A 25,052-nucleotide genomic window follows, 5' to 3' on the forward strand; every position below is an offset into this window, starting at 1 on the left:
GCGAAGGAAATAGCACCCCTAACGGTTATATCTTAAATGAAAGAGAAAGTTTATTTTGGCAAGCCAATATTTTAAATTTAGTAGAATTCAATTGGCTTTCGTTTTATTGGTCCGAGGAAGATACTTTGCTTTCATCTGACTGTATTTGATTTTAGATAGAATGTTCTTTTCCCATTCGGCCGGGAATTCTTCCCCAATAAAAAAGCGTATCAACCGATGGATCAGTGAAACCTGTTTCCAGTATACTTTATTTTTTGCAGCTTTATATAACGTTTTAAACTTTCGATTGGTTAAAAAACTCTTTTTGACATCTGGATATTTTTCCATTAATAGTTCAAATATATAAAGAGTATGATCTCCTTCATAGTATTGATCGATGATCTTATCTAAAACAATAATAGCAGACCCGATATCTTTCGAAAGAAAAACCCAATAGAATGTTGAATTAAAATAATATTCATAATGCATCACATCATCAGCACTTTTCAATGCCTCTATGACACGGTCTCTACCGGAATACAAAGTTTGACCAATCAGCAAGAAGCGACTGATAAAATTATCTCCCATTTTCATCATCGTATATAAAATATCAAAATGTTGTTTGGCTTCCCTTTCGGCTTTTTCCTCTGCGATTTTCTCTGCTTTCAAACAAAGCAAATGATAGATTTTAACAAACTCCAAAATCGGAGTAAACTCGTTAAAAAGAATCGATCCTACGGTTTCGGCAAATTCAATTTGAGGTAAATAAGTTTTATTTCGAAGTTCATCAAACTTAGTTTCAGAAAGTTTGGTTTTCATTAAATCATAAGGTTCTTTTAAACTTGGTTCTAGTTCTAAAAGTTTAGGAACGATCTTTTGTTCAAAAAAAGGGGAATATTCACCTTCCTTTTGAATTGGGTCAGTTGTATCAAAATAAATCCAACCAACAAAAGGTAGGAAAAAATAAATTTCAGAATTAAGAAACCCTTGTTCCAAATAATCAATCAACTCTTCTTTGAATTTCAAATCAATACCAAATGGAGTTTCAAATTCCTCTAATAATTGACGAATGATAGAATATGGTTTGGAATTTAAGACTTCTTCCTGAATTTGATAAAAATCAGAAGTTTCCCACTTATAATTATCTACTAAAAAGTTTTGAAGATTTACAAAGGATCTTGCTGCAATTGCATTAAAGGCTAATGCATACTTTTCTTCGAACCTATCACCAGAATAAGACACAATGGCTAGTTCCACTTGGATCGGTCCAATCATTGAGGAAAAGGATGGAACTAAATTTGCAGTTTCAACGTCTTCAACTCTTGTTAAATAAAAAATTGGCATCGCTAAATGATTGTCTAATAAATTCTGTATCAGCGTAATCATGGCCTTTCCATACACTTTCAATTCATTTTCTTTTATAGAATCTACGTTTAATTGGAAGGCAAAATAACTTTGGTTCAAATCGGGTACACAAAGTTTTCTAAGTGTGGAAAGTATTTTGGATGCTTGGTCTGTAATCATCAATTCTCGTTTATGAGAATCTTCTAGAGACTGCAGAAAAATCGGTGTGTATATTTTGAGTTGGTCTAACCGAGAAACACCTGATAGTCGAAATATTGCCATACAACAACCCCCCGAACATTCATATATACTAACATTCAGATCTAACTGTAAATCATTATTATTAGAACGATTCTAACAATAATTTAGGGAATCAATAAGTGAGACGAAACATTCGAGTTTTACGAATGGTTTATTCAACTGAGCGTCAGGCCCCTAGGGACCTTGTCTGGACTATTTGACCTCTCGGCCTTGTCGGATCATACGATTCACATAAACCTGTAAGTCTTGTTTTCCTTTTGGTCCAATTTCAGTGAATTGAACCCCATAAAGACCGGTTTCTTTTGATTTTTTACCAATTTGTTTGATCACGCCGCGGGCTAAAAAGTCTTCTAAATCGCCAGGTAATGCGACAAGGATTTCTACCGTTTCGTTCATATCCCATTCGTCAAAATGATTGGGTGCAATGACCCCGACCCCTCCCATACTTATGTCACTCGCTTTTAGGACATCCAGGAGGGCTGTCCCCATCAAATGGATTTCAACTGGTTCTTTTTCTAGTGGTTGTACTCGGACATATTTCCGTTTTTCTTGGATGGGTGCCATGCTTCTATATTCTCTACAAATTCTTCTCTGTAAACTAGGAAATAGAATGGGCTCCATTTGTTAAGAAAGCATAGACCAATCTCCGATATTTGGTATACTAGGGACGAAATGAAATTCCGTATTGGTATCTTTTTTTGCACCATTTGTTTTGGCCTGATTCCAAACGGTTCTGTCCAGGCAAAAGTAACCTGTACAGGGGATGCTTGTACCATTTTGCCCGCATCCATCCAATCACAAATCAATAGTTTAGACACAGCCCTCCAACTCCAATACACAGACAAAGTCCTTGCGACAATGTCTGAAGCAGCTGTGATTTCCAATATCAACTCCTCACTGATGGGCCCAGGCATCGTGAACAGGTTCCAAGTGGGAGCGGGAATGACTGTCGCCGGCCAACAAAAAGAAGACATCAATGTGGTTTATCAAAATCTAAGTTTTCAAAAACTTCCCAACGTGGGAGCATCCCTTGCACCTAACTTTGTGGTGGCGGTAAACTTGGGATGGTTAATGGGAGGAGGCCCATCAGACACTGAGCCAGAACTCAAAACCTTCCTGCATCGCTTCAATTTGTATTTACATGGTTTTAAATTCAATTTTGCACAAGGGGATGTCCAAAAGGCGGTTGAAGCGCAAAATAAAAACGTGGAACTTGGTGGAGACATTACCACCGGTGGATTCACCCTACGATTTCATATCATAGAAAACTATTCAGATGGAATTGGACTTTTTGAATTTTCCGGGATCTCCATGGGGCTTGGACTCCACTACCAAAGACAAGAAATCGATGTCACTTATAATGATAAAAAAACGCAATCCCTAACACTCGGCCCAGCAATTGGAACTTGGGGAGGATCTACAACTTTCAACTACTCCAGTACGGTAACAAGTGTTCCTCTTGACATTCGTACAGGATTTCGGATGTTTTATTTCTTTACGATCTTTGCAGGAGCTGGAGCTTCCATGAACTTTGGAAGTTCCAGTCTCAATTTATCTCGTTCTGGTCCGTTGACCTTGGCCTTAGACTCCGCTGCGATTTCTGCATCGCTTTCTCCAGAGATTGCCGCTCTCATCCCAGCCTCTGCTCTTGGACAAACCAAAACTGGAACTCTTACCATGGACTTGAGTGGCAAAGCACAAGCTCCCAACACAACGAACTTCCTAATCGCTGGAATTGAAATCAACGCCCTCATCACCAAACTCACGGTTGAGGCCATTGTCGCACAAAATGTCCAATCTGTGATGGTAGGTGCAAAATTTTCTTTCTAAGAGATACTTGGCATCTTTTTTGCAATTTCTTTAGAGAACGGATGTTTTAGAACCGGCCCGGGAGATTCCGGCCACCGATTGTTTACGTTCTAAGCAAAATGCCGGTTTTAAGGGAGAGCTTTATGGCACAGACTGTACAAGAAATCAAAAAACCCATCCTACATGTGTCTTGTGTTCCAAGAAAGGATACAACCCTACTGAAAATTTCTCTTTCCCAAGATGATTTAGGAATCCTCTACAGGGTCACTTCCGTCCTATACAACCATCGTTGGGATATTTTAGAAGCGGTGGCAGAAACCGCCAGTGATGGGCATGTCCAAGACCTATTTGTGATCCGCAGTTGGGACGGGGGAGAAATGACAGAAGAACTTCTCTCTCAAATCAGAACAGACCTTTACTCACTCTTTTATGAGGGGAAAACGGTTGCGATGTATTTAAGAGAAAATGCAAAAGAAGAAGTTCTGGTTCGTAAAATTGGAGATTCTGAAGCAACACTCAAACTATACAATCCCATTTCTTCTGACTTTACCGTTATGGATTTGCGAATGAAAGACACTCCAGGAATTTTATTTCAAATAACGGAATCTCTCTTTCATTTAGGAATCGACATCATTAGTTTTACTGCCAATAGTTTTGATGGTAAAATCCGAGATAGTTTTCTACTCCGCACTTCCCTTACCGGAGAGAAGTTGGATGAGAAACTGATGTTTCCCATGCTTCGTGCCAAATTAGAATCTTTTCTTTAGGTTGTTTTTTCTTTTTGCGTAAACAGTAAAAATCCAAATCCAACAAGAAGGACAAAGGATACGAAGAAGGCCAGATTTGGTCCTTTTTGAAAGTATAACAAAGAAAATACGACTGGAGATACGGCTCTTCCGAGGGAACCAAAACTTCGAAAGAGCCCTAGAGATCTTCCCAAATCTCCTTTTCCACTTTCGAGTGATGCAAATGAAGATAGTCCTGGATTCACAAGTGCACTTCCAAAAGCCAAAAAGAATAAGGAAACAAATAATCCAAGAAAATTTGTTCCAAAGGAAACAAGAAGGCCCATTCCGATCACAACAAAAACCGCCCCATAAAGAGAAATCCGTTTTTCTGAAATTTTTCCAGACAACCTACGCACCACCCCACCTTGCACAAGTATGATGATGATTCCGATGTATAAAAAAGTAAATCCAATCTCTTTGGGAGAAAACTGAAAGGTATCAGAAAGAAAAAAATTAACAACAAATTCAAATCCAGAAAAACTAAGGACGAATAGTAAGTTTAATAAAGAGATACGGACTAAATTTCGTGACTCGATTTTTTTCAAAGAGAGGAATGGGTGGATTTCCTTTTCTAGAACCACTTCCGGTTTGTTGTGCGGTAAAAATACAAAAACTAAAATGACAGTAAGAAGAGAGACAAGAATTGCAAAAAATGCAGAAGCGGGAAACACAACCATGGATCCTTCTTTGTAAAAGGAATCCAAAAGGGTCCACTGCGAACTAATCCCACCAAGGAGGGGACCCATCACAAACCCAAGACCAATCCCAGCTCCAAGAAACCCCATTCCAGCTGCTCTTGATTTTTCATCTGTTTGGTCCGCCATTGCGGCAGAGGCAACAGACAAATTTCCCCCCATCATTCCAGTCATCACACGACTCAGGACAAACATCCAAAACTGGGAAGAAAACAACCAAAGGAAATAACCGATTGTGTTTCCTAGGGTAGTAAAAAGTAAAATGGCTCGTCTTCCTGAATGGTCAGAAAGTCTTCCCCAAACCGGGGCTGCGATAAACTGTAAAAAGCTGTAAATACTTCCCAAAATTCCACCAAACAAGACGAAGGTGTATTTTGTATCTCCTCCAAAAGATAATAGATTTGCGGCGGAATAGAACATTCTGAACAAAGCATCATCACCTTTTAATAAGAAGAATTCTAAGGTCTTAGGGAACAAAGGAAACAGGAGGGAAAAACCCATCATATCCGTAAAAACAATCAGGAAAAGAATGAATTTGATTCGTTTTGGGGACGTACTCATCTAGGCTACTCTCCAAAAACAAATAAAAAAAGCCACAGAAATCTCTATGGCTTTTTTCTTAAATTTCCAGGACAAAATCGAAATATATTATTTCGATTTTGCTTTTTCAATCAGGACTTTTAATTCATCTAACGTCTGTTTTAACTTTTCTTTCACTTGAGGAGGGATTGCCGTATCAATTTGTTGATAAATTGATTGGTAATTTGCCTGAAGTTTTGCGAGTACTTCATCATAACTTGCGTTTGTTTTTCCGATGGCACCTTGGGCATCTGCTATCGTTTTGCTTAAAAGGTCACGAATCTTTTGGGACTCAGCGGATTTATCCAATTCCCCTTTTGACTTTAGATCATTATAAACTTTTTCTAAATCAACAACTGCAGTTTTTAACTTTTCTTCTCCGGAACGAAAGAGAGCAATTCCAGCATTTACAACATCCATAACCAATTTTTCCATACAACTTTCCTATAAAGGGGAAAGACCCCTATTTTTGGATTCTAAGTTTAGGAATATTATAATGGGATTACAATTAAAAAATTCGAATGTACGGAATTTCTATGTGACATAGTAAAGAAGTGATCTTAGCTTAACTATTTTCGATGAGCTTTTTGATTTGGTCTCTGATTTTTGCGGCTGTTTCGTAATCTTCGGTTTTTAAAGCATTTTCCAAAGTTTCTTCTAGAATTTGAAGATTTGATTTTGGCAGAGCTTGGATTTTTTTCTCAGAAGAAATACTCTCTCCTTGGATCTCATCTTCTTTCATGATAATTCCAGTTTCATCTAACACAGATTTAGCGATATAGATTGGCGCATTAGCTCTTAAGGCAAGAGCAATCGAGTCAGAAGGCCTTGCATCCAAAGTGATGATTTCTTCATCCTTACGAAGTTGGATTTTGGCATAAAAAGTACTATCGATGATTTCTTCGATGGTGATCTTAAGAACAGTTGCTCCAAGAGAAGTCAACATATACAACATGAGATCATGTGTCATGGGTCTAGGGGGTTTGGTTCCATCAATGACGGTGGTGATGGAATGAGTTTCCAGTGGCCCGATGAAGATGGGAACAACACGTTTGTCTTCCGAATCTTTCGGTCGTAGAAACACAGCAAAACCCACATTGGTCAGGCTGATATCAGAGATTTTTACTTCATAAAACTCCATAGAATATCGCTACCTTTCCTGTTTTGTGGGCCCAGAAGGGCTCGAACCTTCGACCCGCAGATTATGAGTCTGCTGCTCTAACCAACTGAGCTATAGGCCCCACTGACTTCCAATCTTTCGAGGAAATAAGTAGAGACAAGCATAAAACAAAAGATTAGACTCTAAAGCGAAAGAAACAGGTTGGATTCAAAGAAATCAGTGAGGTCTTTGCGATCCCTTTTCCATTGGATCCAGATCCACAATGCAGGTTTTGTTTCCAGACTGATCCAAACTTGGTTGTGAAGGGCGTTTTGGTTACGAATTTGGTCGGCCAAGAAAACTTGGAAGTTTAGATTCCCGACTGTCTTTTGAGTCTCTTTTGGTTCGATTCCCCTAGTAAATACAGATTCTTTCCAAAGAACCTTTTCCATCATTGGTTCATTCCAAGGAAGAGTTCGCACTACCATAAAAAAACCATCTCGTTTGGCAGGATAAACGGTAAGTTTTTTATTGGCTGTAGATTCAAATTTTACCACCACAGGTTCAGGAAAGACAAAAGAAAATGTCTCCCAAACAAACTTTTGATTTGGTTCTACGAGTGTCTGTGAAAGGATCGGAATGGTAACGATTCCCCAAATTATTAGAGCGGATACCATTCTTTTCATACTCATGGAAATATTAGAGAAACAAACCATCTGGCAAGTCCGAAATTCTTATTTGGGAGTCTATGTCCACTTCCCCTATTGTTTTAAAAAATGCGATTATTGTGATTTTTATTCAGAAGGGATTGGGGCTGCACCAGCTAACGATGAAAAGTCGCTTTTTAAGTCCTACCAAAAAGAAATCAAAGATAGAATCTCTCATTTCCCTGAAATTCAAAAACGCACCATCGATACCGTTTTTTTTGGAGGAGGAACTCCTTCCAAAGCATCTCCCGAACATTGGAAAAAACTTTTAGATTTTTTACGTTCTGAGTTTTCCTTCTCAGACAAACCTGAGATATCCATTGAAGTAAATCCTGAGGACTTAAGTTCAGAACTTCTTTCCGAATACCATTCCATCGGTATCAACCGAGTGAATGTGGGAGTCCAAACCTTAGAAAAAAAAGGACTCGAATTCTTAGGTCGCCATTATGACGAAGATCGTTACCATTCTCTTGTAGAGATCCTCTCCCATTCTCCCATCCAAAGAGTGGGAATCGATTTGATGTATGGAATTCCTGGTGTTTCGAAAGAATCTTTTTTTTCAGACCTCTCTCACTTTTTAAAGGTAGGACTCCCCCATTTGAGTTTGTATTCCTTAACTTTAGAAAAAGGAACCCAGTATTCTCGTGATGTTTCGAATCAAAAAAAGCAGGAACCAGAAGAAAACCTCCAATCCGAAATCCTCACCCAGTTACCAAATTTACTAAAAGAAAATGGATACCTTTGGTACGAAGTCTCCAATTATGCCAAACCAGGATTTGAGTCCTTACACAATTTGAAGTATTGGACTTATGAACCTTATTTGGGTATTGGACCCGGTGCTCATGGAATGATTGACGGACATAGGTATGGCAATCCGAGAAATGCGGGACTCTACCAAAAAAAAGAAACATCGACTAAATATGAAAAGATCGATCCTTCTACAGAGCTTAGCCTAACACTATTTCGGCTCTTTTCTCCTTTTCGGTATTTGGATTTTATTGAAACCTATTTGGATACAAAATCAAAATCTAAGTATTTAAAAACCATTGAAGGTTGGGAAAAAAAAGGTCTATGTACACTTGAGAACGAAATCTTTCAATGGAATCCACAGGCATTACTCTTGTTAGATGATCTTATTTTAGAAATTTCACTCTAATTTTTCTAGATTTCTTTCTTAAAATAATCTCAAAAAAAGATTGCCCATAGACCCCTCTCGAAAAATACTGTTCGTATCCCGGGCCTGTAGCTCAGTTGGTTAGAGCACTCGCTTGATAAGCGAGGGGTCACAAGTTCAAGTCTTGTCAGGCCCATAAAGAAACGGGGCGTTAGCTCAGCTGGGAGAGCATCTGATTTGCATTCAGAAGGTCATCGGTTCGATCCCGATACGCTCCAAAAACCCGTTTCACTTCCCCTACCATTTTAAAAATTTCTTGCTATCTAGTTAGAATTCCTATAAACCTTGAGACATGTCCGTAAAAGATATTCTAAAAGACAAAGCGTCCTCTGTTCTTTCCATCGAAGAAGATAGAAATGTATTGGAAGCCACTCAAATGATGGTGGGTGCGAAAGTAGGATCTCTGATTGTTACCTTCCAAGGAAAACTGGTAGGAATCTTTACGGAACGAGATTTGATGCGAGTGGTTGCCAAAGACCATGCCAACCTGGACAAAATCAAATTAAAAGATGTAATGACCACACAACTTACAGTGGCAGGACCTGATGAAGATGTGGATGATATTTTAAATAATATGATCACCAAACGGTTTCGTCATATGCCTGTGCTTGATGGTGATAAAATCATTGGACTCATCTCCATTGGAGATGCTGTCAAAACAAAACTAACAAGAACCCAAGCAGAGATGAGTATACTTAGAGAGTATATGTACGGGCCACACTAAAACAATCGATTTTCTGTTAGGCGAGTAATTGTTTTTTCTAAGACAATTTCTAAGTTTTTAGTATCTTCTCTATTATAAGCGATTAGTTTCTCCAAAGCTTCTTTGTTATTCGTTCTTTGGTACTCAAACCATAATAGAGGAGCCTCTCGTCCATCCATCCCAGCGATTTCTTCCGGTCGAACAAGACCCAGTAAAACTTCAGATTTTTTTAATCCTCCTTTGATTCCAATGGAATGCAAAAGATTCATCAAATCAAGTTGGGGATTTTTTACTCGAAAATGGAATTCTTTTTCTAAAAAAGGAATATCAAATCTTTTTCCATTGTAGGTCACAAGGATGTCTTCGGGTGAGATGGAATCAAAAAGGAATTCTAAATCTTTTCCTCTTTCAAAGGTGGACATTTTTTTGTCTTGGTAAAGACTCACAACAGTGGTCACTGAAGAAACAGAGATCCCTGTCGTTTCAATGTCTAAAAAACAAAATCTTTCAGGGAAGTTTTGCCAAAGCCTCCAATATTCAAGACTCGGAAGTTCATTTGTAAAAAATGAAAAATTGGCTTCAGACAATTGATGTTCCAATTCACTGAAACGTTCCCATAAAATGGAAACAGAAGGAAGAAGAGGATCATTTTTTTGTTTTTGGTATTGGATAAGAGATTCCCAATCATATACCCCTACACCAAACAGTTGTTTCTCTTTTTTTTCTCCAATGCCTGGAAACAATTGGAGGCTAGACTTTAAATGAGATCCGAACATTCTCTCCATCGCTTTAGGCCTTCTGCCATCCGCTCTTCTGTTTCCCCAAAACCAATCCGAAGGAAACCTTCTTCTTCAAAATTAGATCCAGGCAAAACAAAAACACCTGTTTTTTCAAAAAGCCGATCCGCATATTTTTCTGAAGAAATCCCAGATTCTAATCCAAGCCAACCCACAAGTCCCCCCTCCGGTGCGGTAAATGATTTGGTCTTAGGAAGTTCCCTCCAAAGAGAGGTAAACCTTACGATATTGTTTCTCACTCGAGATTGGATGCCGGGTAAAAATGATTCTTTATTTTTCAAAAGCCCTAGTGCAATTCGTTCGGATAAGGGGGAAACCGTATGAGTTAAGTAGTCTTTAAAAGAACGTGCCCTTTGTAAAAAAGATTCTTCTGCCACAAGCCATCCTACCCTAAGCCCTGTGACTCCAAAACATTTGGTAAAGGAACCCGTCCCGTAAAAAAAATGATTTGGATCCACACCCGTCCTTCCAAGCAATCCCTCACCCGGTAAAAACCGGTAGTGTTCATCAAAAAGGACTTTTTTCTTTTTTTCCCGAAACCAAGTGAGGAGTGTATTCCATTCCCTTTCAGAAAATGTTTTTCCCGTGGGGTTGTGGGGATGATTGAGAATATATAAATCTGCATCAATATCTTTCCAAGTGGATGCGTGGAATCCAGATTCATGAGGAACTTGGATGATTTCGGCTCCTAGCATTTTTGGAATTTCATAGAGAGCTTGGAAGGCGGGCCAAATCAGAGCCACCTTGGTTTTGGGTTGTATCATCATATGAAATGCTAAGTACAAGGCCTCACCAGTACCTGTCGTGACGAGGACCTGGTCAGGCGTTACTCCGGGATAAAGATTGGCAATGGCAGAGCGTAGCTCCAGGGAACCTTGGTTCGGTGCATCATTCATGGGAAGGTCTTGAAGGTCGGAAAAGGAAATACCTGCCATCCTTAGCACTTCTTCTAAACGAAAAAACCCAAGCCCACTCTCTCCTAAATTGCAAAATGCTTTTAGGCGAAAACGTTCCAACCTGTCTTCTATGAAAAATTCTCTAGGTTCCAAAATTGATTTCCAGACTACTTAGCTTCAAAAGACTAGTATGTAAGCTATGTTGAAACCAGAAGACAATATCCTATCTTGGACGAAATCACCTTTTTCATCGGAAATCCAGAATGAAGCCAAAAAGGCTTACGAAGATTGGAAGCTTGGGCTGACCTCCGAACTCGTTGATTCCTATGCTGTCCCACTTACATTTGGAACTGGGGGAATTCGCGGGAAAATTGGAAATGGAATCGGCAAGATGAACCTCTATACTGTGGGTCGAGCTGCCCTTGGTTTTATCAGTTATTTAAGAGATACACAAAAAGATCCATCCATAGTCATTGCTTATGATTCAAGAAGGCTTTCCAAAGAATTTGCAGAACTATCTGCAGGCATTGGTGCTAAACTGGGAGTAAAAGTTTATATTTTTCCTAAAGTGACTCCTACACCTCTTCTCTCTTATGCCATCCGTTATTACAAAGCAAGTGGTGGGATTGTTATCACCGCTTCCCATAACCCACCTGAATACAATGGATTCAAAGCCTATCTTGCGGATGGAGGACAACTTGTTCCCCCCGATGATTCTCTCATCATAGGAAGGATCAGTGGAATTCATGATTGGTCAACAATCCCTCTTGTCAAAAAAACAGATAAAGAATATAAAAAGTTCGTCAAACCTGTAGGACCAATTGTTTTCAAAACATATTTAAAGGAATTAAAACAAGCAGGCATTCTTTCTTCGGTCAAACCCAAAACAAGAAATGATCTTGAGGTCGTCTACTCACCGTTACATGGAACTGGTGGAGATTATATGAAAGAGATGTTAAATTTCTTTGGATACAAATCCGTATTTTTAGTTCCTGAACAAAAAAAACCAGATGGTGAATTTCCAACGGTAAAATATCCAAATCCAGAGGAAAAAGAAGCTCTCGCCTTATGTGAGTTTCATGCCAAAAAGAAAAAAGCTGCCACCTTTATTGCCACTGATCCCGATGCTGATCGGCTCGGTGTGGGAGTTCGTCGTCCGGACGGAGAATATGAATACCTAAATGGAAACCAAATTGGTTCCATTATGGCAGCTTATCTTTCAGAAAGGAAAAAATCTAAAACCAAAACATACCATTTGGTAAAAACCATTGTGACTACGGACTTGCAAGAAGCGATTGCAAAAAAAAACGGAATCAAAATCAAAAACGTACTCACTGGTTTTAAATACATTGCAGAAGAGATGAAACAAATCGAAAACAAGAAGAACAATATTTTCTTGTTTGGTGGTGAAGAATCTTATGGATATTTACCCGTACCATTTGTTCGGGACAAAGATTCTCTATCTAGTGCTTTACTTTTTGTAGAAATCCTTGCAGAAAAAGGTGACCTCCTTTCCTACTTGGATACTATTTATTTAAAATACGGATTGTATCGTGAAAGTTTGTATTCACTAACCCTAGAAGGAAGTTCTGGCCAAGACAAAATTAAAAAATCCATCGAGACATTGCGATCGGAAAACTTAATTGGAAAAACCATTGGAGGACGAAAAGTTGTGGGAGTTCTCGATTACGAAACACAAAAAGCCGATGGGAAAGCGAAATCCTCTGTCTTCAAAGGAATGCCAAAATCCAATGTCATCCAAGTGGAGTTAGAAGGAAATGCCAAACTAACCATTCGCCCTTCAGGAACAGAACCAAAGGTAAAAGTGTATTCTTCCTTTGCTTCTTTAAAAAAACCGAAAAAACAATCAGAAATTTCCGGACTTTGGGATTCTCTCGGAAAAGAAATCTCTAGGGCAGAAACAGAATTTTTACAACTAGCAGGTCTTAAATGAGTAACGATACCAAAACAAAATTTGAAGAAATCAAAAAACTTTCTGACAAGTATCTCTTAAACACATACAACCGTTATCCGGTTGCTTTCGAATATGGTGTGGGCGAGATGATTTTCGACCAAGACAACAAAGGTTATATTGACTTTTTTGCAGGGATTGCTGTATCAAACTTAGGTCACGGAGAGGCGGATTTAATTGAAGCCATGCGAAACCAAATGGATAAAATCCTCCATTCGTCGAACCTCTATTATTCGGAAGAACAGGCAAAACTTGCTGAAGTCATTATTGAAAATAGTATCCCTGGAAAAGTTTTTTTATGTAACTCAGGAACAGAAGCAAACGAAGCTGCCTTCAAACTCATGCGTCGACATGGTGTGAAAAAAAATATAGATAAACCCGTGATCCTTGCACTTCACTCCAGTTTTCACGGTAGAACTCTTTCGGCTATGACCATGACAGGAAACGAATCCGTTCGTTCTGGATTTGGCGAACTTGCCTCTGATGTTTACTTTGTAGAAGCCAATAACGAAGACTCTCTTATCCAGGCCTTCGAACAATACGGAGATTCCATTGCCGGAATCATTATGGAACTCATCATTGGGGAAGGTGGAGTCATTCCCCTTAGCCAATCGTTTGTAAACTTAGCTCGCAAACTCACAGAAGAAACGGATTCCCTTCTCGTCTTCGATGAAATACAAACGGGAATGGGTAGAACAGGAAAGATGTTTTGTTTTGAACATTACGGAATGTATCCGGATGCTTTTACTCTTGCCAAAGCACTTGGATCAGGATTTCCGATTGGTGCCCTTGTCGTTGCCAAAGAATACGAAGGCATTTTAGAACGTGGGATGCATGGATCGACTTTTGGTGGAAACCATTTGGCCTGTGTGGCGGCATACGAAACATTCAAAATCATTTTATCGCGTAACCTACTCGACCATGTTTCTACCATCTCGGAACAAATGTTCGCAAGGTTAAAAACCATAATGGAATCAACCGGAAAAATCAAACAAATACGAGGACGTGGTTTACATATTGGTGTGGAATTGTATTCCGAATCAAGACCAGTTGTGGAAGAATGTTTGAAACGTGGACTTGTTGTGAATAGTACAGCAGGGAATGTCATTAGAATTATACCTCCACTCATCTTAAGTATTGAAAAGGCAACAGAAGGATTGGATATTTTAGAATCAGTATTAAAGGATATGAAATGAAAAAAGTAGCAGTACTTGCCGGCGACGGAATTGGACCAGAAGTAATGGATGTGGCCCTATCAGTGGTCAAAAAAGCATTAGGAAACAAATCTTCCGAATTTACCTTTGAACACGCATTAGTTGGTGGTGCAGCCATTGATGCCACTGGATTTCCTCTTCCCGATGAAACCCTAAAACTTTGTGAATCATCCAGTGCTATCTTTTTTGGATCTGTGGGTGGACCAAAATGGGAAACACTTCCTCCAGACAGACAACCAGAACGCGGAGCACTCCTCCCACTCCGAAAACATTTTGATTTATTTGCCAACCTGAGACCTGCAATCATCTATCCCGAACTAAAAAAAGCAAGTCCCATCCGTGGCGACATCATCGGCGATGGATTAGACATCTTAATCCTCAGAGAATTAACTTCTGGGATCTACTTTGGAAAACCAAAAGGACGAGAAGGCAATGGGCCAGAAGAATTTGCCTATGATACCATGAGGTATTCTCGTCGCGAGATCGAACGCATCGCACGAACTGCCTTTGATGCAGCAAGAAAACGAAATAAAAAAGTAACGAGCATTGATAAAGCAAACGTTTTAACGACATCAGTTTTATGGAGAGAAGTTGTAGTTGCCCTTCATAAGGCCGAATACTCCGATTGTGTTTTGGAACACCTTTATGTAGACAATGCCGCGATGCAACTCATCGTAAAACCAAAACAATTTGATGTGATGCTCTGCGAAAATATGTTCGGAGACATTCTCTCTGATGAAGCATCCATCATCACAGGATCCATTGGGATGTTACCTTCTGCTTCCCTTTCTGAATCTGGTTTTGGACTTTATGAACCATCCGGTGGCTCCGCTCCTGACATTGCAGGCAAAGGAATCGCAAACCCCATTGCACAAATCCTTTCTGGGGCCCTCATGTTACGATACTCTTTTGGATTGGAAACCGAAGCAGTGGCCATCGAAAACGCCATTCGAACGGTTCTAAAGAAGGGTTTTCGAACGAGAGATATTGCCGAAGAAGGGGCATCCGTCCTCGGTACAAAAGAAATTGGTGTTGAAATCGAAAAGGCACTTGGCTAAACTACGGAAGAACTATTATGCAAACTGGCATCGGACCGACAGGCAGACCTTACCAAATTCTCATTGCTGAGAATTCCAAATTTCAATCCAAACAGCTCCAACAAATTTTGGAATCGGAAGGTTTCAAAATCATTGGAGTTGCCGAAACGGGTAAAGAACTTTTGCAAATGTACAAGGACAATCGCCAACAGATTGATCTTGTCACCATTGAGATTTTTCTTCCCGAGGTCGACGGTTACGCTGCTTTTTGGGATATGAAAGAAATGGGAGTTCTTCCAAGAATTCTTTTTATCTCCGAAGAAAACACTCCTTCAGTAATTAAGGCACTTCTTGAAAATGGGGCGATGGATTATATCGTCAAACCCATTAAACGAGAAAAGATCTTAGAAAAAATCAAAGAAACCTTACTTAAGATACCCAAAGTATAAAATTCAAATTCCGGCCTTCTTCTTTGGCTCTATGGCTAAAGTAAAGAGGGCTTTTGTAAACATTCGTATGGGAATTTTCCACTCCGCCTAACCTTTGGAATTTTTCTTTTACTCTTTTCTCAATCGCAAGTCCCACATCTAATAAAAACTTATCCTTTCCTTTAGGAAAACATACCTCTTCCCCTAAATGAGAAAAAAAATTGGCTACATCGGATCCAACTTCATAATCAGAACCTTGGATATAAGGGCCAATTTCAATTTGAAGTTCTTCCTGTGAATAACCCAATTCGATTGCCCGTTCAATCATTCGTTCCGTAATGCCAAGACTAGTCCCCTTCCAACCAGAGTGAATGATAGCAACAAACGGGCGTTTGCTGGAATATAAAAAAACAGGAACACAATCCGCTGTACGAACGACAAGTAACGTTTTTTGAAGTTCTGAATACAAACCGTCCCCTTCCCAAATCACACTCGAATCCCAACCACCTATAGATGTTTCAATGCCGACTTGATGGATAAAATCACCGTGGATTTGGTTGAGTGTAACAACCTTCGGTGATTCGTATTCTAATTCTTTCCCTGCCCAAACTTTTATATATTCCATCCATGTTTGGGCATTTTTGGGATAGGAAGGATAGAATTCCGCCATACCATTGATGCTTTGTTTGCCGGCAGTTCCATATTTGACTTTCCCATAAGAAACCGAGATTTCCCTAATGTATTCCATTTTACTCCACGAAAGATTTTGGTTTATTTTTGTCCCACTGATTCTTCTGAAAAACTTGGAATAATTCGGAACAGTTCCAATCTTTACGTTCACAAAGAGAAATTATTTTTTCTGGATCATAGGATAAAAGATAGAATTTGATTGGAATATTTCTCCAAGTATATTCGATATGAGGAAAATTGAATCCATGGAGTCGATTGTCGAGTAAGATCTCTATTCTTCGATCGAGTAAATCTTGTAACTCTAATTCGCTTTCGTGACCAATCCTTCCCCGAGTTTCAACTTTCTTCTTTGCAAATTCACGATCTGTTAATCCTGATTCTGCTTCGAAGGCAAACAAAGGTCTTAGATAATAAATAAAATGGGCCTGAGCACCGAAAAAAGCTACACGGAAATCAGAAAGTGCGCCTGTGTCATAACCAGAAGTTTGAATCAAATGATCCTCATAGAACATTCGTTCCTCGACGATTCCATGCCAATCAGGAATTCTCGTTCCCTTTATTTTTAAAGGGTCCGTATACACTGCCGTAGATAAAATAAACAAAAAAGCCACAAGGATTTGGTTCTTTGTATACAAAGACAAAAAAAATGAAGATTTTTTGGATTCAATTTGAGAATTCATATCCCATTCATGAATCTGCCTAAATGCCAAATAAGAGAGATACGGTAGAATGGGAATCCAGAACCGAATCCCCATAAAATCACCACCCACATACAAAACATAAAGTATATATAATACTAGTGAAGAAAGAAGGTATCGGTATTCTTTTCGATTCAAGAAGGAATTATAAATTTGAATTCCTGCTAATAACAATACCAAAAGATAAAGTGGATACGACTTTAAGAAATAAAGAAGATAATAAAAGCCTTGGGAAAAATAAGCACCTTTATTTCCTTTTGCATAAAAAGTATTCGGAAGGAAATCATCATAATAAAAATAGCGGAAACACAAAAATCCGAAAAACAAAACTCCAATTAAAACTGGTTTCCAACTCCTCTTTCGAAAAAGCCAATCAAAGGAAGCTATGGATAAAAAAAGTGCTCCTTCAGGACGAACAAGAGCGGAAAGGAGAAAAAATATAAAAAGAAAGTCACTTTCCTTTTCCCATAACAGAAACCCGAAACAGACTAAAAAAGTAAATAGGGAAGTTTCTAATCCAGAAGTGGCAAAGATGTGGAGGTGAAAGAATAAAGCCAAATGCACCAAAAGAACGGGATAAATCTTACCAAAAGAGATCCGATTTTCTTCATAGAAGAAAACCAAAAGAGTCATCAGGTAAAAGAAAATCCCAAGGAATAAAGAAAGAAATTGAGGTTCCAACTTTAAAAAATAACCTAAGGAAAGCAATAGTGTCCAAAGGAAATTAGTATAACCTTCTACCCTTTCCCCTAAATTAAAAACAAGTCCTGATCCCTCATACAAATTTCTTGCGTAAACAAAACTGATATAAGCATCATCACAAATCCACTTCCACTTGTAAGTTTGGGAAATCGCAAAAAGAAAAAAAACAAAAGAAAGAATATAAAAAGAAATTAGATTTCGTTTAAAAAACAACATGGATTAGTCCAGTTCGAATGATTTGATAAATTCTTCAATGATTTGAATGTGATCCATCTCTGGTGTTGGATTTTCTTCGGAAGGCTCATACAGATAATCATCAAAAACGTGAAAGTCAAAAATTTTTAATTCAAAATCGGGCAACGTGATAATAATATTTTCTGCGTGAATGTCAAAGATTAACTTCTCTTCTTCAGCCAAATACTTTGTCACCTCAATCACTCGATTGAAATCAACGGCAATTTTTTTTAGTTTTGATTTTGAAATTACACCGAACCTGTGAGAATCAAAGTTTAATTTCCATTTGGGAAAAAGTTTATCCATAATTGGATTTTGGTCTAACTTTTCATTTCGAATGGTAAATTCTTTTAGATGTTTACCTGCAAGTAATGGTTGTTGGTCGCAAGGAGTAAGAGTGACATTGGGAATGCCAAATGGATTGTTTCTTACCCTCATCCCCATAAAAAAACGAGTGGGTACAACTAAGTCAGGGATAAGGGATTTTAGTTTCCAATAGTGCAATCTTTCTAAACCCAACCGTTTGAATTTAAAATCGATTTCATCTTTTTTGGAATCACGTAAAGTTTGGTTTTTTAAAAAATTTCTTAACTCCATCTCTTCCGGTTTTAAAAACCGAGAAAGGTCTTTGCCAACCTCTTTGAACAAAGATCCAAAAATCGCATCAGAAGGTAACTTAGACTTTCCAATTTTGACAACTTGGTTCCATGGGAGTTGGTAAACAAATTTATAAGAACCTCGGCCAATGTATCCACCTTGAGACAAAGGCATAAAGTTATCTAAAAATTCACGATCATAACGATAGGTGATTCGAAAAACATGAGAAACAGGGAAAAGTTTTTCATATAGGTTACGAATGAAACCTGACTTTCGTAATACTTCATCAACAGGAAGATCCTCAATTGGGATGGGGATTTCTTTTTTATTTGGATCGACAAAAAACTCTTTGTCGAGACCTTTCTCCAATAGTTCCAAAAACTGGGGAATTTTTCCCCAGTTTGGATATTGGTTCCATAATTGTGTGATCCGATCGCGGATCCCTTTGATCGGGCCCTTTTTTTCAGACACGTCTAAATTCTACTTCCAGCGAACAATGGCTTCGTAATCTGAAAATTTTTCCTTACGCGAAACTGCATCTGACAATTTTTTATCCTTCTCTTCATCATACCACCAGTAGTCTGAAGAAAAACTTTCATCTCCATATTTACCCAAAGGTAAATTGGGAACTCCATATTTTTGCCAATATAACAATCTCGTACTTGGTAAGTGCCATAACAAAACATAAGGATATTCTTTATAAATAATTCGATCGATTTGTTTTAGAATTTCGTTTCGTTTGGAAACAGAAAATTCCGTTTTTTGTCTTTCAATCAGTTTATCGACTTCTGCAATTTTTAATCCTGGTAGGTTTGGCTGTCCCTCTTCATCTGCATATTTAGAAAGCCACTGTGATTCGGGATCTTTAAACACTCCAGAACCCCAGGCGGCCCAAGTCATATCAAAATCGTATTTATCTACTCGTTCACTCCAAGCCGCCAAATCCAAAGTATCGATTGAAGCTCGAATTCCTACTTCCTTTGCCTTTTCTAAGAATACGGTGAAATACTTTTCTGTTTTTTTATCTCGATCTAAGATTGAAAACTGGAAAGGTTTTCCATCTTTTTCCAAAATTCCTTCTGCATTCGGTTTCCAACCAGCCTCTGCCAAAAGTTTCCTTGCTTTTTCAATATTAAATTCTGTAGGTTGGTTTGGATTTTTTTCGCCACCCAAATAGAAATCAGGGTAATAACTATTTGTTGGATCATATTCACCATATGCAAGTTTATCGATCATCAGTTTACGATCGACAAGTAGGTTCATTGCCTCTCTCACACGTTTGTCAGAGAAAATTGAACGTCTGGAATTCATCGCCCAACCTTGAAACCCAATCGGTTTTAAATTGAATATCCTTTGTTTGGCGATCCAATTTTTATCAAAGGCATCACCTTTTGCTTCTTCTACCCAAACAAAAGCAGAGTAAACAGGGTAAATATCGATATCGCCTTTTTTAAAGGCTTGGAGTGCCACTGCTTCTTCGTTATAAACCTTATAAACGATTTGGTCAAAGTTGTTACGGCCTTCGTTAAAAGGATAAGCCCTTTGCCACCAGTCACCTCTTCTTTCTAGTTTAATATAGCGGTTCTTTTTGACTTCAGTGATTTTGTAAGGACCTGAAACAATAGGGAATTCCATATTTTCCTTGTTAAAATCTTTTCCTTCGAAATGATGTTTCGGTAAGATGAAGATTGACGAAGCAATATCGTTGAAATTATTCCAATGAACTTCCTTGGCTTCAAAAACAACTGTTAGATCATCTACCCTCACTGGTTTTAAAAATCTAGACAATGATACACGGAACACTGCTGTTCCATTTTTGGGATTCATGATCGTATCATAGGTAAAAATCACATCATCAGCAGTTACGGCTCTCCCATCGGACCACCTCGCATTCGGATCTAAATAGAATGTAAATTTCTTTTTGTCTGGAGAAATTTTCCAATCCCTTGCTAAATGAGGAATGGTTTCTAATGTCAGCGGGTGGTAGCCAGTAAGTGGTTCATACAAACTTGTAAAGATCCTGGCAGTAGTTGTAAACTGGTCCAAATAATAGTTCAAAGATTTTGGAAATTGATGAGAATAAATCCGAATCCTTCCACCTTTTTTAGCCTTAGGATCTGCCACTGGATTTTTCAATCGAAGTGCATTGGGAATGGAGGACAGATCCCCTTCCCAAGGAAGATCATTTACCTTGGACAAGGATTCTTTTGAATCTTCTTCTGAACAATGGAGGAAGAAGAGCATTGACAAAAGTCCTGCCAAACCGACCAAAACTATCTTGCGTAGGGAAGAACTATACTTGAATATTTGAACTTTGTTATGAAACATCCCTTCCATCAAATCCATTTGTACGAGATAGGCTCAAGGATTTTTTGTACAAAAATGGAGGAACCTCTCGAATCGGCTCTCCCTTCCCTAAAGAATTCCCTACCTTTCCTTTGGGCTGATGAAATTTGGCTTATGGGTGTCTGGAAAAATAGCCCCATGTCTCAGTCCATCGCTCGTTCTATGCCGGAACTTCAACCAGGGTTCCAAGCAGTCAAACACCCACTCCTTCCAGAAGATATTTATGGATCCCCTTATTCTATTTTTTCTTACACACCAGATCCTTTAGTTTCCACTAACGACAACCTAACAAACGTATACAAGCAAATCCAAGAGTGGAATAAAAAACTAATCTTAGACTTTGTTCCAAACCATATGGCGATTGATTCCCCTCTTATTGATTCAGATCCCAATTTATTTCTAATCGCAAGTGAATCAGTCTCTGCAAAAAATTCATTTTTACATCCAAATGGGAGCCGCTATGTTCATGGACGAGATCCTTATTTTGATGGATGGACCGATACCATTCAATGGGACTTTTCAAATCCCGATGTCGAAAAAAAACACATTCAGATTTTAAATGAAATTGCGAAAGTTTCTGATGGAGTTCGGTGCGATATGGCCATGTTACTCCTTCCTGATGTATTTGAAAGAACTCATGGAAAAATATCTGCCTATGATTGGAATCGAGTCATTCATTCCGTGAGAGAGAAGTTCCCTAAGTTTAAATTTTATGCAGAAGCATATTGGGGAATGGAAAATAGGCTAATCGAATTAGGGTTTGATGCCACTTATGACAAATCTATTTATGATGCTCTAAAAGAGAATCATTTCCCTTTTGTTTCGAAAGGTTTGAATGAAAATGGAAAAAGGACAAAAATTCGGTTTTTAGAAAACCATGACGAAGAAAGAGCCAAACATCAGTTTGGTGATAATGCAGATTCTTACTTTAGCTTACTTTCTGCTACCGAATGTATTTTATTATTCCACGAAGGGCAGGACCTCGGTTTGTCCAAAAAAATTCCTATCCAAATGATTCAGACGGATTTAGAAAAACCAAATCCTTCCACAGAAGAATTTTACAAACGAGCACTAAAAACCACTGCCAAAAGAAATACAAACAGTATCTCTTTCCAACCAAATTACAAAGAATTGAATGGCACTCCAATTTTTATCAAATCCATCCAAACAGATAACCAAACAGAATTGATCTTATGGAATGAAACCAATAGAGAAGTCTCAGGTTGGATTCCTTTTCAAGAAGGAATCCAAGCGAGGGAAACATTAACCGATTTAGTGACCGGAAACAAATACCCACAAACAAAATCCGAAGAAGGAGTTTATTTCAAACTTGGACCAAACCAAGTGCAGTGGTTTATTTTTTAACCCTCTCGGCAAAAACCACACCTTGGATCATTCGTAAGTTTTCTAAAATTTCTTTGAGTTGGTCCAAATGATCCACTTCTAACATAAATTTGGCGGTTAGTGTTCCATTAGGATGCGAAGAGGCCCCCGCTTCTAAAATATTTGTTTCCGTACTGGAAATTGATTCTACCATCGATAAGTAGATACCCTGTACGTCTTTCGCACGCACTTCAATTTGGATCGGGATGGGTTCCCCTGGCCCTTCCCAACGGACTGGAATGGTTTTCATCCACTCAAGTTGTTTACTTGCCGTCGAACAATCTTTTTTATGAACACTCACTCCCCTTCCCCTGGTGATAAATCCAATGATTTCATCTCCAGGTATAGGAGTACAACAAGAGGCCACACGAACAGGCACATCGTTCCAACCTGCAACAGAAATCCCAAATTCCTTCGATTCTTCTTGGTGTGGATTTGTTTTATGTGGTTTCTTAATCTTAACTTTTTTGATTTCTTTGATTGTGTTTTCATCAATAGCAGATGTTTGCGTTTCTAAAACAGAACCAATGGTTTCTCGTTGAGAGTCTTCTTGCAATTTTCGAAAATAAGCACGTAATTTTTGCCTTGCACCTGAAGTTTTAACAATTCGTAGCCAAATCGGAGAGGGTTTTGAACTTTTTTCCGTAATGATCTCAACCTGGTCTCCAGACTTTAATTCCGTACGAAGTGTAACCATCCGACCATTAACCTTACCACCACGAGCGTGCAATCCAACATCTGTATGGATTCGGAACGCATAATCAAGAACGGTTGCCCCCTTTGGCATTTCAATGATCTCACCTTTAGGAGTAAAAACAAAGACCTCATCTTCATGAAGGTCATATTGTAATTCTTCCATAAATTCTTTAGAGTCAAGGCTTGGGTCTTGCCATGATTTCAAAATTTCTAACCACTTCATACGAAAGGCATTTTCTACACCATTCTGTAAAATAACGGAAGTTTTAGAAAGGTTTGTGGATTCTTTATAAGCCCAGTGTGCAGCCACTCCATTCTCAGCAATGGCATTCATATCTTTGGTACGGATCTGCACTTCCATGGGCCGACCATCAGGTCCAAAAACAGTTGTATGTAAAGACTGGTAAAGATTAGTTTTCGGAGTGGCAATATAGTCTTTGAATCTTCCTGGAATGGGTGTCCAAAGAGTATGCACAATCCCAAGAACCCCATAACAATCTTTGATTTCATTTGTGATGATCCGAACGGCTCGAAGGTCAAAAATTTCAGAAAAAGATTTTTCCTTTGTGACCATTTTTCTGTAGATTGAATAAAAATGTTTTGCCCTACCATCAATACGAGCATCAATACTTATCTCAGCTAACCTTTGTTTCAGGATAATTTTTATTTTTTCAATATATTCATCACGTTCTGATTTTTTTGCAGAGACTCTTTTTTTAATTTCCTGGTATTCTTCTGGATGTAACGACTGAAAAGCCAAATCTTCTAACTCAAACTTTACTTTATAAACTCCCAAACGGCCGGCGATCGGTGCATAAAGAGATAAAACTTCTTTTGCAATTCTTTTCTGTTTTTCTTCCGGTTGGAACTTTAGGGTGCGTACATTATGAGTTTTGTCGGCGAGTTTGATGAGCATGACACGCACATCTTTGATGGTTGCCAGTAACATCTTTCGGATATTTTCAGCCGCTTCTGTTTCTTTTGATTGTGATTTGATTTCAGAAATTTTGGTCACACCTTCTACAAGGGCTGCAATATCTTCCCCAAATTCACGGGCCATATCTTCTTTACTATAACTTGTATCTTCGACAACATCGTGCAAAAGTCCTGCTGCAATGGCCCTTTCGTCCAACCCCAGTTCATCCAGAACCGAAGCTACATTCATGGGATGAATGATATAGGGTTCCCCCGACAAACGTTTTTGGCCTTCGTGCATTTTGTCAGCAATATGGTATGCCTTTTCAATTAACGTGGCCTTTTCTGGGCCAAGTCTTTTCTGAACTGCTTCGAATAACTCCTGCTTGTCTTTGATATCTTGGTATAAACCCATTATTTAATGTCCAAACTTATATCTAAAAATTTTACAGTATGAGTTAAATAACCCATACTCACACCTATATCTTGAAATTTAGATAGAAATTTTAATTTATCAGGAGTGATTCCACCAGAACATTCAATACGAATTTTAGGTGATTTCTCTTTGATGAGTTCAATAGCTTTTTCGGTTTCTGAATCAGAAAAATTATCTAACAAAATAATATCAGGATTTGAGGCGATAGCTTCATTTAGTTGCGAGAGGCCATCGATTTCTAGTTCTATTTTTTTCCCCGGATTAGCATTTCGAACAATTTGTACAGCGGATTGGATGGATCCGGCTTTTGCTACATGATTGTCTTTTAACATGGCCATCTCAGACAAATTTAAACGGTGATTGGCTCCCCCACCAGTATAAACTGCATACTTAGCAAGTTTTCTATAACCAGGTAAGGTTTTTCTTGTATCTAAAATAAGAAGATTCGGAAATTCCCTTGCCACCTTGCTTGCGTTTGTTGCAATTCCAGAAAGGTATTGGATGAAATTTAATAAAATCCGTTCCATTTTCAGAACATCCACAAGAGAACCTTCTAAAGTTCCGATGACAGTTCCTTTGGAAAGTTCTGCTCCGTCAGTTAATATATGTTTCCATTTCACGTTTGCCCCGGTTTTTCGAATGAGACAAGGCAATACCGCAAGTCCACACAAAACCCCCTCTTCTTTTGCAAGTAACTCGGCTTTACAATTTTCATTCGAGTTGAATAAGGAATCTGTTGTGATATCTCCCGCTGGCAAATCTTCTTCTAGGGCAAGAGTTACCAATGCCTCAAAGTCTTTTTCTGAAATTTCTGTGACTGGTGTTGTATATCCTCGAGTCATATCATCCTATTGTTTAGACAAAAAAAAAGCT

The 25,052-nt window shown here is 38.5% G+C and carries 23 protein-coding genes and 3 tRNA genes; 11 read left to right on the top strand and 15 right to left on the bottom strand.

The genetic code is table 11. The features are described from left to right. Positions 1-87 precede the first annotated feature (87 nt). Together CLV96_RS16335 and CLV96_RS16340 are read right to left on the bottom strand one after the other, a co-directional pair. Positions 88-1,605, bottom strand: a complete 1,518-nt coding sequence (locus CLV96_RS16335) for a hypothetical protein (RefSeq protein ID WP_004784556.1) — start codon at positions 1,603-1,605, stop codon at positions 88-90. Between the two features lie 171 nt (positions 1,606-1,776). After that, the gene (locus tag CLV96_RS16340) at positions 1,777-2,148 is read right to left on the bottom strand and encodes a PilZ domain-containing protein (RefSeq protein WP_004786616.1); all 372 of its coding nucleotides are present in this window, start codon (positions 2,146-2,148) and stop codon (positions 1,777-1,779) included. Positions 2,149-2,256: 108 nt separating this feature from the next. On the opposite strand from CLV96_RS16340, the gene CLV96_RS16345 reads away from it, so the two are divergent. Together CLV96_RS16345 and CLV96_RS16350 are read left to right on the top strand one after the other, a co-directional pair. Continuing rightward, positions 2,257-3,414, top strand: coding sequence for an Lsa36 family surface (lipo)protein (locus tag CLV96_RS16345; RefSeq protein ID WP_004785919.1), 1,158 nt, complete (start codon positions 2,257-2,259; stop codon positions 3,412-3,414). Between the two features lie 122 nt (positions 3,415-3,536). Beyond that, the gene (locus CLV96_RS16350) at positions 3,537-4,160 is read left to right on the top strand and encodes a hypothetical protein (RefSeq protein ID WP_004785194.1); all 624 of its coding nucleotides are present in this window, start codon (positions 3,537-3,539) and stop codon (positions 4,158-4,160) included. Here the strand turns inward: CLV96_RS16350 and CLV96_RS16355 are convergent. From CLV96_RS16355 to CLV96_RS16375, 5 genes are all read right to left on the bottom strand, one after another. Then, positions 4,157-5,437 (bottom strand): MFS transporter, encoded by a 1,281-nt coding sequence (locus CLV96_RS16355; protein WP_004784940.1) that lies wholly within the window; start codon positions 5,435-5,437, stop codon positions 4,157-4,159. The genes CLV96_RS16350 and CLV96_RS16355 overlap by 4 nt on opposite strands. A gap of 87 nt (positions 5,438-5,524) precedes the next feature. Then, positions 5,525-5,890 (bottom strand): phasin-related domain-containing protein, encoded by a 366-nt coding sequence (locus tag CLV96_RS16360; protein ID WP_004785784.1) that lies wholly within the window; start codon positions 5,888-5,890, stop codon positions 5,525-5,527. Between the two features lie 130 nt (positions 5,891-6,020). Next, a complete protein-coding gene (locus CLV96_RS16365; protein WP_004786440.1) occupies positions 6,021-6,596 on the bottom strand; it encodes a bifunctional nuclease family protein in 576 nt (191 codons plus the stop codon). 26 nt (positions 6,597-6,622) lie between these two features. After that, positions 6,623-6,696: transfer RNA gene (locus CLV96_RS16370), tRNA-Ile, on the bottom strand. Positions 6,697-6,757: 61 nt separating this feature from the next. Then, positions 6,758-7,240 (bottom strand): hypothetical protein, encoded by a 483-nt coding sequence (locus tag CLV96_RS16375; RefSeq protein WP_243836522.1) that lies wholly within the window; start codon positions 7,238-7,240, stop codon positions 6,758-6,760. Between the two features lie 4 nt (positions 7,241-7,244). Here CLV96_RS16375 and hemW point away from each other — a divergent pair, with 4 nt between their 5' ends. The 4 genes from hemW to CLV96_RS16395 all read left to right on the top strand — a co-directional run bounded on the left by hemW (position 7,245) and on the right by CLV96_RS16395 (position 9,159). Then, positions 7,245-8,417, top strand: a complete 1,173-nt coding sequence (gene hemW, locus CLV96_RS16380; protein ID WP_040917039.1) for a radical SAM family heme chaperone HemW — start codon at positions 7,245-7,247, stop codon at positions 8,415-8,417. An 80-nt stretch (positions 8,418-8,497) separates the two neighbouring features. Then, a tRNA-Ile gene (locus CLV96_RS16385) sits at positions 8,498-8,571 on the top strand. 9 nt (positions 8,572-8,580) lie between these two features. Continuing rightward, a tRNA-Ala gene (locus CLV96_RS16390) sits at positions 8,581-8,653 on the top strand. 74 nt (positions 8,654-8,727) lie between these two features. Further along, entirely contained in the window at positions 8,728-9,159 is a 432-nt protein-coding gene (locus CLV96_RS16395; RefSeq protein ID WP_004786810.1) for a CBS domain-containing protein, read from the top strand. Here CLV96_RS16395 and CLV96_RS16400 read toward each other — a convergent pair. After that, a complete protein-coding gene (locus CLV96_RS16400) occupies positions 9,156-9,914 on the bottom strand; it encodes a ribonuclease H-like domain-containing protein (RefSeq protein WP_004785066.1) in 759 nt (252 codons plus the stop codon). The two genes, CLV96_RS16395 and CLV96_RS16400, sit on opposite strands and share 4 nt — an antisense overlap. Continuing rightward, positions 9,896-10,984: a pyridoxal phosphate-dependent aminotransferase gene (locus CLV96_RS16405; RefSeq protein WP_004787730.1), complete on the bottom strand. Its 1,089-nt coding sequence runs from the start codon at positions 10,982-10,984 to the stop codon at positions 9,896-9,898. The genes CLV96_RS16400 and CLV96_RS16405 overlap by 19 nt, the downstream gene beginning before the upstream one ends. A gap of 46 nt (positions 10,985-11,030) precedes the next feature. On the opposite strand from CLV96_RS16405, the gene CLV96_RS16410 reads away from it, so the two are divergent. Genes CLV96_RS16410 through CLV96_RS16425 form a run of 4 tightly spaced genes read left to right on the top strand, consistent with a single transcriptional unit; the run spans position 11,031 to position 15,503 of the window. Next, positions 11,031-12,785, top strand: a complete 1,755-nt coding sequence (locus CLV96_RS16410) for a phospho-sugar mutase (RefSeq protein ID WP_004784253.1) — start codon at positions 11,031-11,033, stop codon at positions 12,783-12,785. Next, entirely contained in the window at positions 12,782-13,999 is a 1,218-nt protein-coding gene (locus tag CLV96_RS16415; protein ID WP_004785429.1) for an aspartate aminotransferase family protein, read from the top strand. The genes CLV96_RS16410 and CLV96_RS16415 overlap by 4 nt, the downstream gene beginning before the upstream one ends. Next, complete coding sequence (leuB, locus tag CLV96_RS16420; protein ID WP_004785440.1) at positions 13,996-15,075, top strand: 3-isopropylmalate dehydrogenase; 1,080 nt, start codon at positions 13,996-13,998, stop codon at positions 15,073-15,075. The genes CLV96_RS16415 and leuB overlap by 4 nt, the downstream gene beginning before the upstream one ends. Before the next feature lie 17 nt (positions 15,076-15,092). Further along, positions 15,093-15,503 (top strand): response regulator, encoded by a 411-nt coding sequence (locus CLV96_RS16425; protein WP_004785265.1) that lies wholly within the window; start codon positions 15,093-15,095, stop codon positions 15,501-15,503. On the opposite strand, the gene CLV96_RS16430 is transcribed toward CLV96_RS16425, so the two are convergent. Genes CLV96_RS16430 through CLV96_RS16445 form a run of 4 tightly spaced genes read right to left on the bottom strand, consistent with a single transcriptional unit; the run spans position 15,484 to position 20,731 of the window. Then, the gene (locus CLV96_RS16430) at positions 15,484-16,230 is read right to left on the bottom strand and encodes a purine nucleoside phosphorylase YfiH/LACC1 family protein (RefSeq protein ID WP_004784701.1); all 747 of its coding nucleotides are present in this window, start codon (positions 16,228-16,230) and stop codon (positions 15,484-15,486) included. The genes CLV96_RS16425 and CLV96_RS16430 overlap by 20 nt on opposite strands. Before the next feature lies 1 nt (position 16,231). Further along, a complete protein-coding gene (locus CLV96_RS16435) occupies positions 16,232-17,788 on the bottom strand; it encodes a hypothetical protein (protein ID WP_004784310.1) in 1,557 nt (518 codons plus the stop codon). A 3-nt stretch (positions 17,789-17,791) separates the two neighbouring features. Continuing rightward, entirely contained in the window at positions 17,792-18,853 is a 1,062-nt protein-coding gene (locus tag CLV96_RS16440) for a hypothetical protein (protein ID WP_051012787.1), read from the bottom strand. 30 nt (positions 18,854-18,883) lie between these two features. Then, a complete protein-coding gene (locus CLV96_RS16445; RefSeq protein ID WP_420813724.1) occupies positions 18,884-20,731 on the bottom strand; it encodes an extracellular solute-binding protein in 1,848 nt (615 codons plus the stop codon). A gap of 54 nt (positions 20,732-20,785) precedes the next feature. On the opposite strand from CLV96_RS16445, the gene CLV96_RS16450 reads away from it, so the two are divergent. Then, positions 20,786-22,114 (top strand): alpha-amylase family protein, encoded by a 1,329-nt coding sequence (locus CLV96_RS16450; protein ID WP_004787512.1) that lies wholly within the window; start codon positions 20,786-20,788, stop codon positions 22,112-22,114. Here the strand turns inward: CLV96_RS16450 and CLV96_RS16455 are convergent. Both CLV96_RS16455 and nadC read right to left on the bottom strand, forming a co-directional pair. Beyond that, positions 22,104-24,158 (bottom strand): RelA/SpoT family protein, encoded by a 2,055-nt coding sequence (locus CLV96_RS16455; protein ID WP_004785207.1) that lies wholly within the window; start codon positions 24,156-24,158, stop codon positions 22,104-22,106. The genes CLV96_RS16450 and CLV96_RS16455 overlap by 11 nt on opposite strands. Beyond that, positions 24,158-25,021, bottom strand: coding sequence for a carboxylating nicotinate-nucleotide diphosphorylase (gene nadC, locus CLV96_RS16460; RefSeq protein ID WP_004787287.1), 864 nt, complete (start codon positions 25,019-25,021; stop codon positions 24,158-24,160). The genes CLV96_RS16455 and nadC overlap by 1 nt, the downstream gene beginning before the upstream one ends. Positions 25,022-25,052: the final 31 nt, after the last annotated feature.

Source organism: Leptospira meyeri (assembly GCF_004368965.1).
GTDB lineage: Bacteria > Spirochaetota > Leptospiria > Leptospirales > Leptospiraceae > Leptospira_A > Leptospira_A meyeri.

What these genes read in the sequence shown, in the direction of transcription:
- CLV96_RS16335 (WP_004784556.1), bottom strand. Translation starts at nt 1,605, where the DNA reads ATGGCAATATTTCGACTATCAGGTGTTTCTCGGTTAGACCAACTCAAA.
- CLV96_RS16340 (WP_004786616.1), bottom strand. Translation starts at nt 2,148, where the DNA reads ATGGCACCCATCCAAGAAAAACGGAAATATGTCCGAGTACAACCACTA.
- CLV96_RS16345 (WP_004785919.1), top strand. Translation starts at nt 2,257, where the DNA reads ATGAAATTCCGTATTGGTATCTTTTTTTGCACCATTTGTTTTGGCCTG.
- CLV96_RS16350 (WP_004785194.1), top strand. Translation starts at nt 3,537, where the DNA reads ATGGCACAGACTGTACAAGAAATCAAAAAACCCATCCTACATGTGTCT.
- CLV96_RS16355 (WP_004784940.1), bottom strand. Translation starts at nt 5,437, where the DNA reads ATGAGTACGTCCCCAAAACGAATCAAATTCATTCTTTTCCTGATTGTT.
- CLV96_RS16360 (WP_004785784.1), bottom strand. Translation starts at nt 5,890, where the DNA reads ATGGAAAAATTGGTTATGGATGTTGTAAATGCTGGAATTGCTCTCTTT.
- CLV96_RS16365 (WP_004786440.1), bottom strand. Translation starts at nt 6,596, where the DNA reads ATGGAGTTTTATGAAGTAAAAATCTCTGATATCAGCCTGACCAATGTG.
- CLV96_RS16375 (WP_243836522.1), bottom strand. Translation starts at nt 7,240, where the DNA reads ATGAAAAGAATGGTATCCGCTCTAATAATTTGGGGAATCGTTACCATT.
- hemW (WP_040917039.1), top strand. Translation starts at nt 7,245, where the DNA reads ATGGAAATATTAGAGAAACAAACCATCTGGCAAGTCCGAAATTCTTAT.
- CLV96_RS16395 (WP_004786810.1), top strand. Translation starts at nt 8,728, where the DNA reads ATGTCCGTAAAAGATATTCTAAAAGACAAAGCGTCCTCTGTTCTTTCC.
- CLV96_RS16400 (WP_004785066.1), bottom strand. Translation starts at nt 9,914, where the DNA reads ATGTTCGGATCTCATTTAAAGTCTAGCCTCCAATTGTTTCCAGGCATT.
- CLV96_RS16410 (WP_004784253.1), top strand. Translation starts at nt 11,031, where the DNA reads ATGTTGAAACCAGAAGACAATATCCTATCTTGGACGAAATCACCTTTT.
- CLV96_RS16415 (WP_004785429.1), top strand. Translation starts at nt 12,782, where the DNA reads ATGAGTAACGATACCAAAACAAAATTTGAAGAAATCAAAAAACTTTCT.
- leuB (WP_004785440.1), top strand. Translation starts at nt 13,996, where the DNA reads ATGAAAAAAGTAGCAGTACTTGCCGGCGACGGAATTGGACCAGAAGTA.
- CLV96_RS16425 (WP_004785265.1), top strand. Translation starts at nt 15,093, where the DNA reads ATGCAAACTGGCATCGGACCGACAGGCAGACCTTACCAAATTCTCATT.
- CLV96_RS16430 (WP_004784701.1), bottom strand. Translation starts at nt 16,230, where the DNA reads ATGGAATACATTAGGGAAATCTCGGTTTCTTATGGGAAAGTCAAATAT.
- CLV96_RS16435 (WP_004784310.1), bottom strand. Translation starts at nt 17,788, where the DNA reads ATGTTGTTTTTTAAACGAAATCTAATTTCTTTTTATATTCTTTCTTTT.
- CLV96_RS16445 (WP_420813724.1), bottom strand. Translation starts at nt 20,731, where the DNA reads ATGTTTCATAACAAAGTTCAAATATTCAAGTATAGTTCTTCCCTACGC.
- CLV96_RS16450 (WP_004787512.1), top strand. Translation starts at nt 20,786, where the DNA reads ATGGAGGAACCTCTCGAATCGGCTCTCCCTTCCCTAAAGAATTCCCTA.
- CLV96_RS16455 (WP_004785207.1), bottom strand. Translation starts at nt 24,158, where the DNA reads ATGGGTTTATACCAAGATATCAAAGACAAGCAGGAGTTATTCGAAGCA.
- nadC (WP_004787287.1), bottom strand. Translation starts at nt 25,021, where the DNA reads ATGACTCGAGGATATACAACACCAGTCACAGAAATTTCAGAAAAAGAC.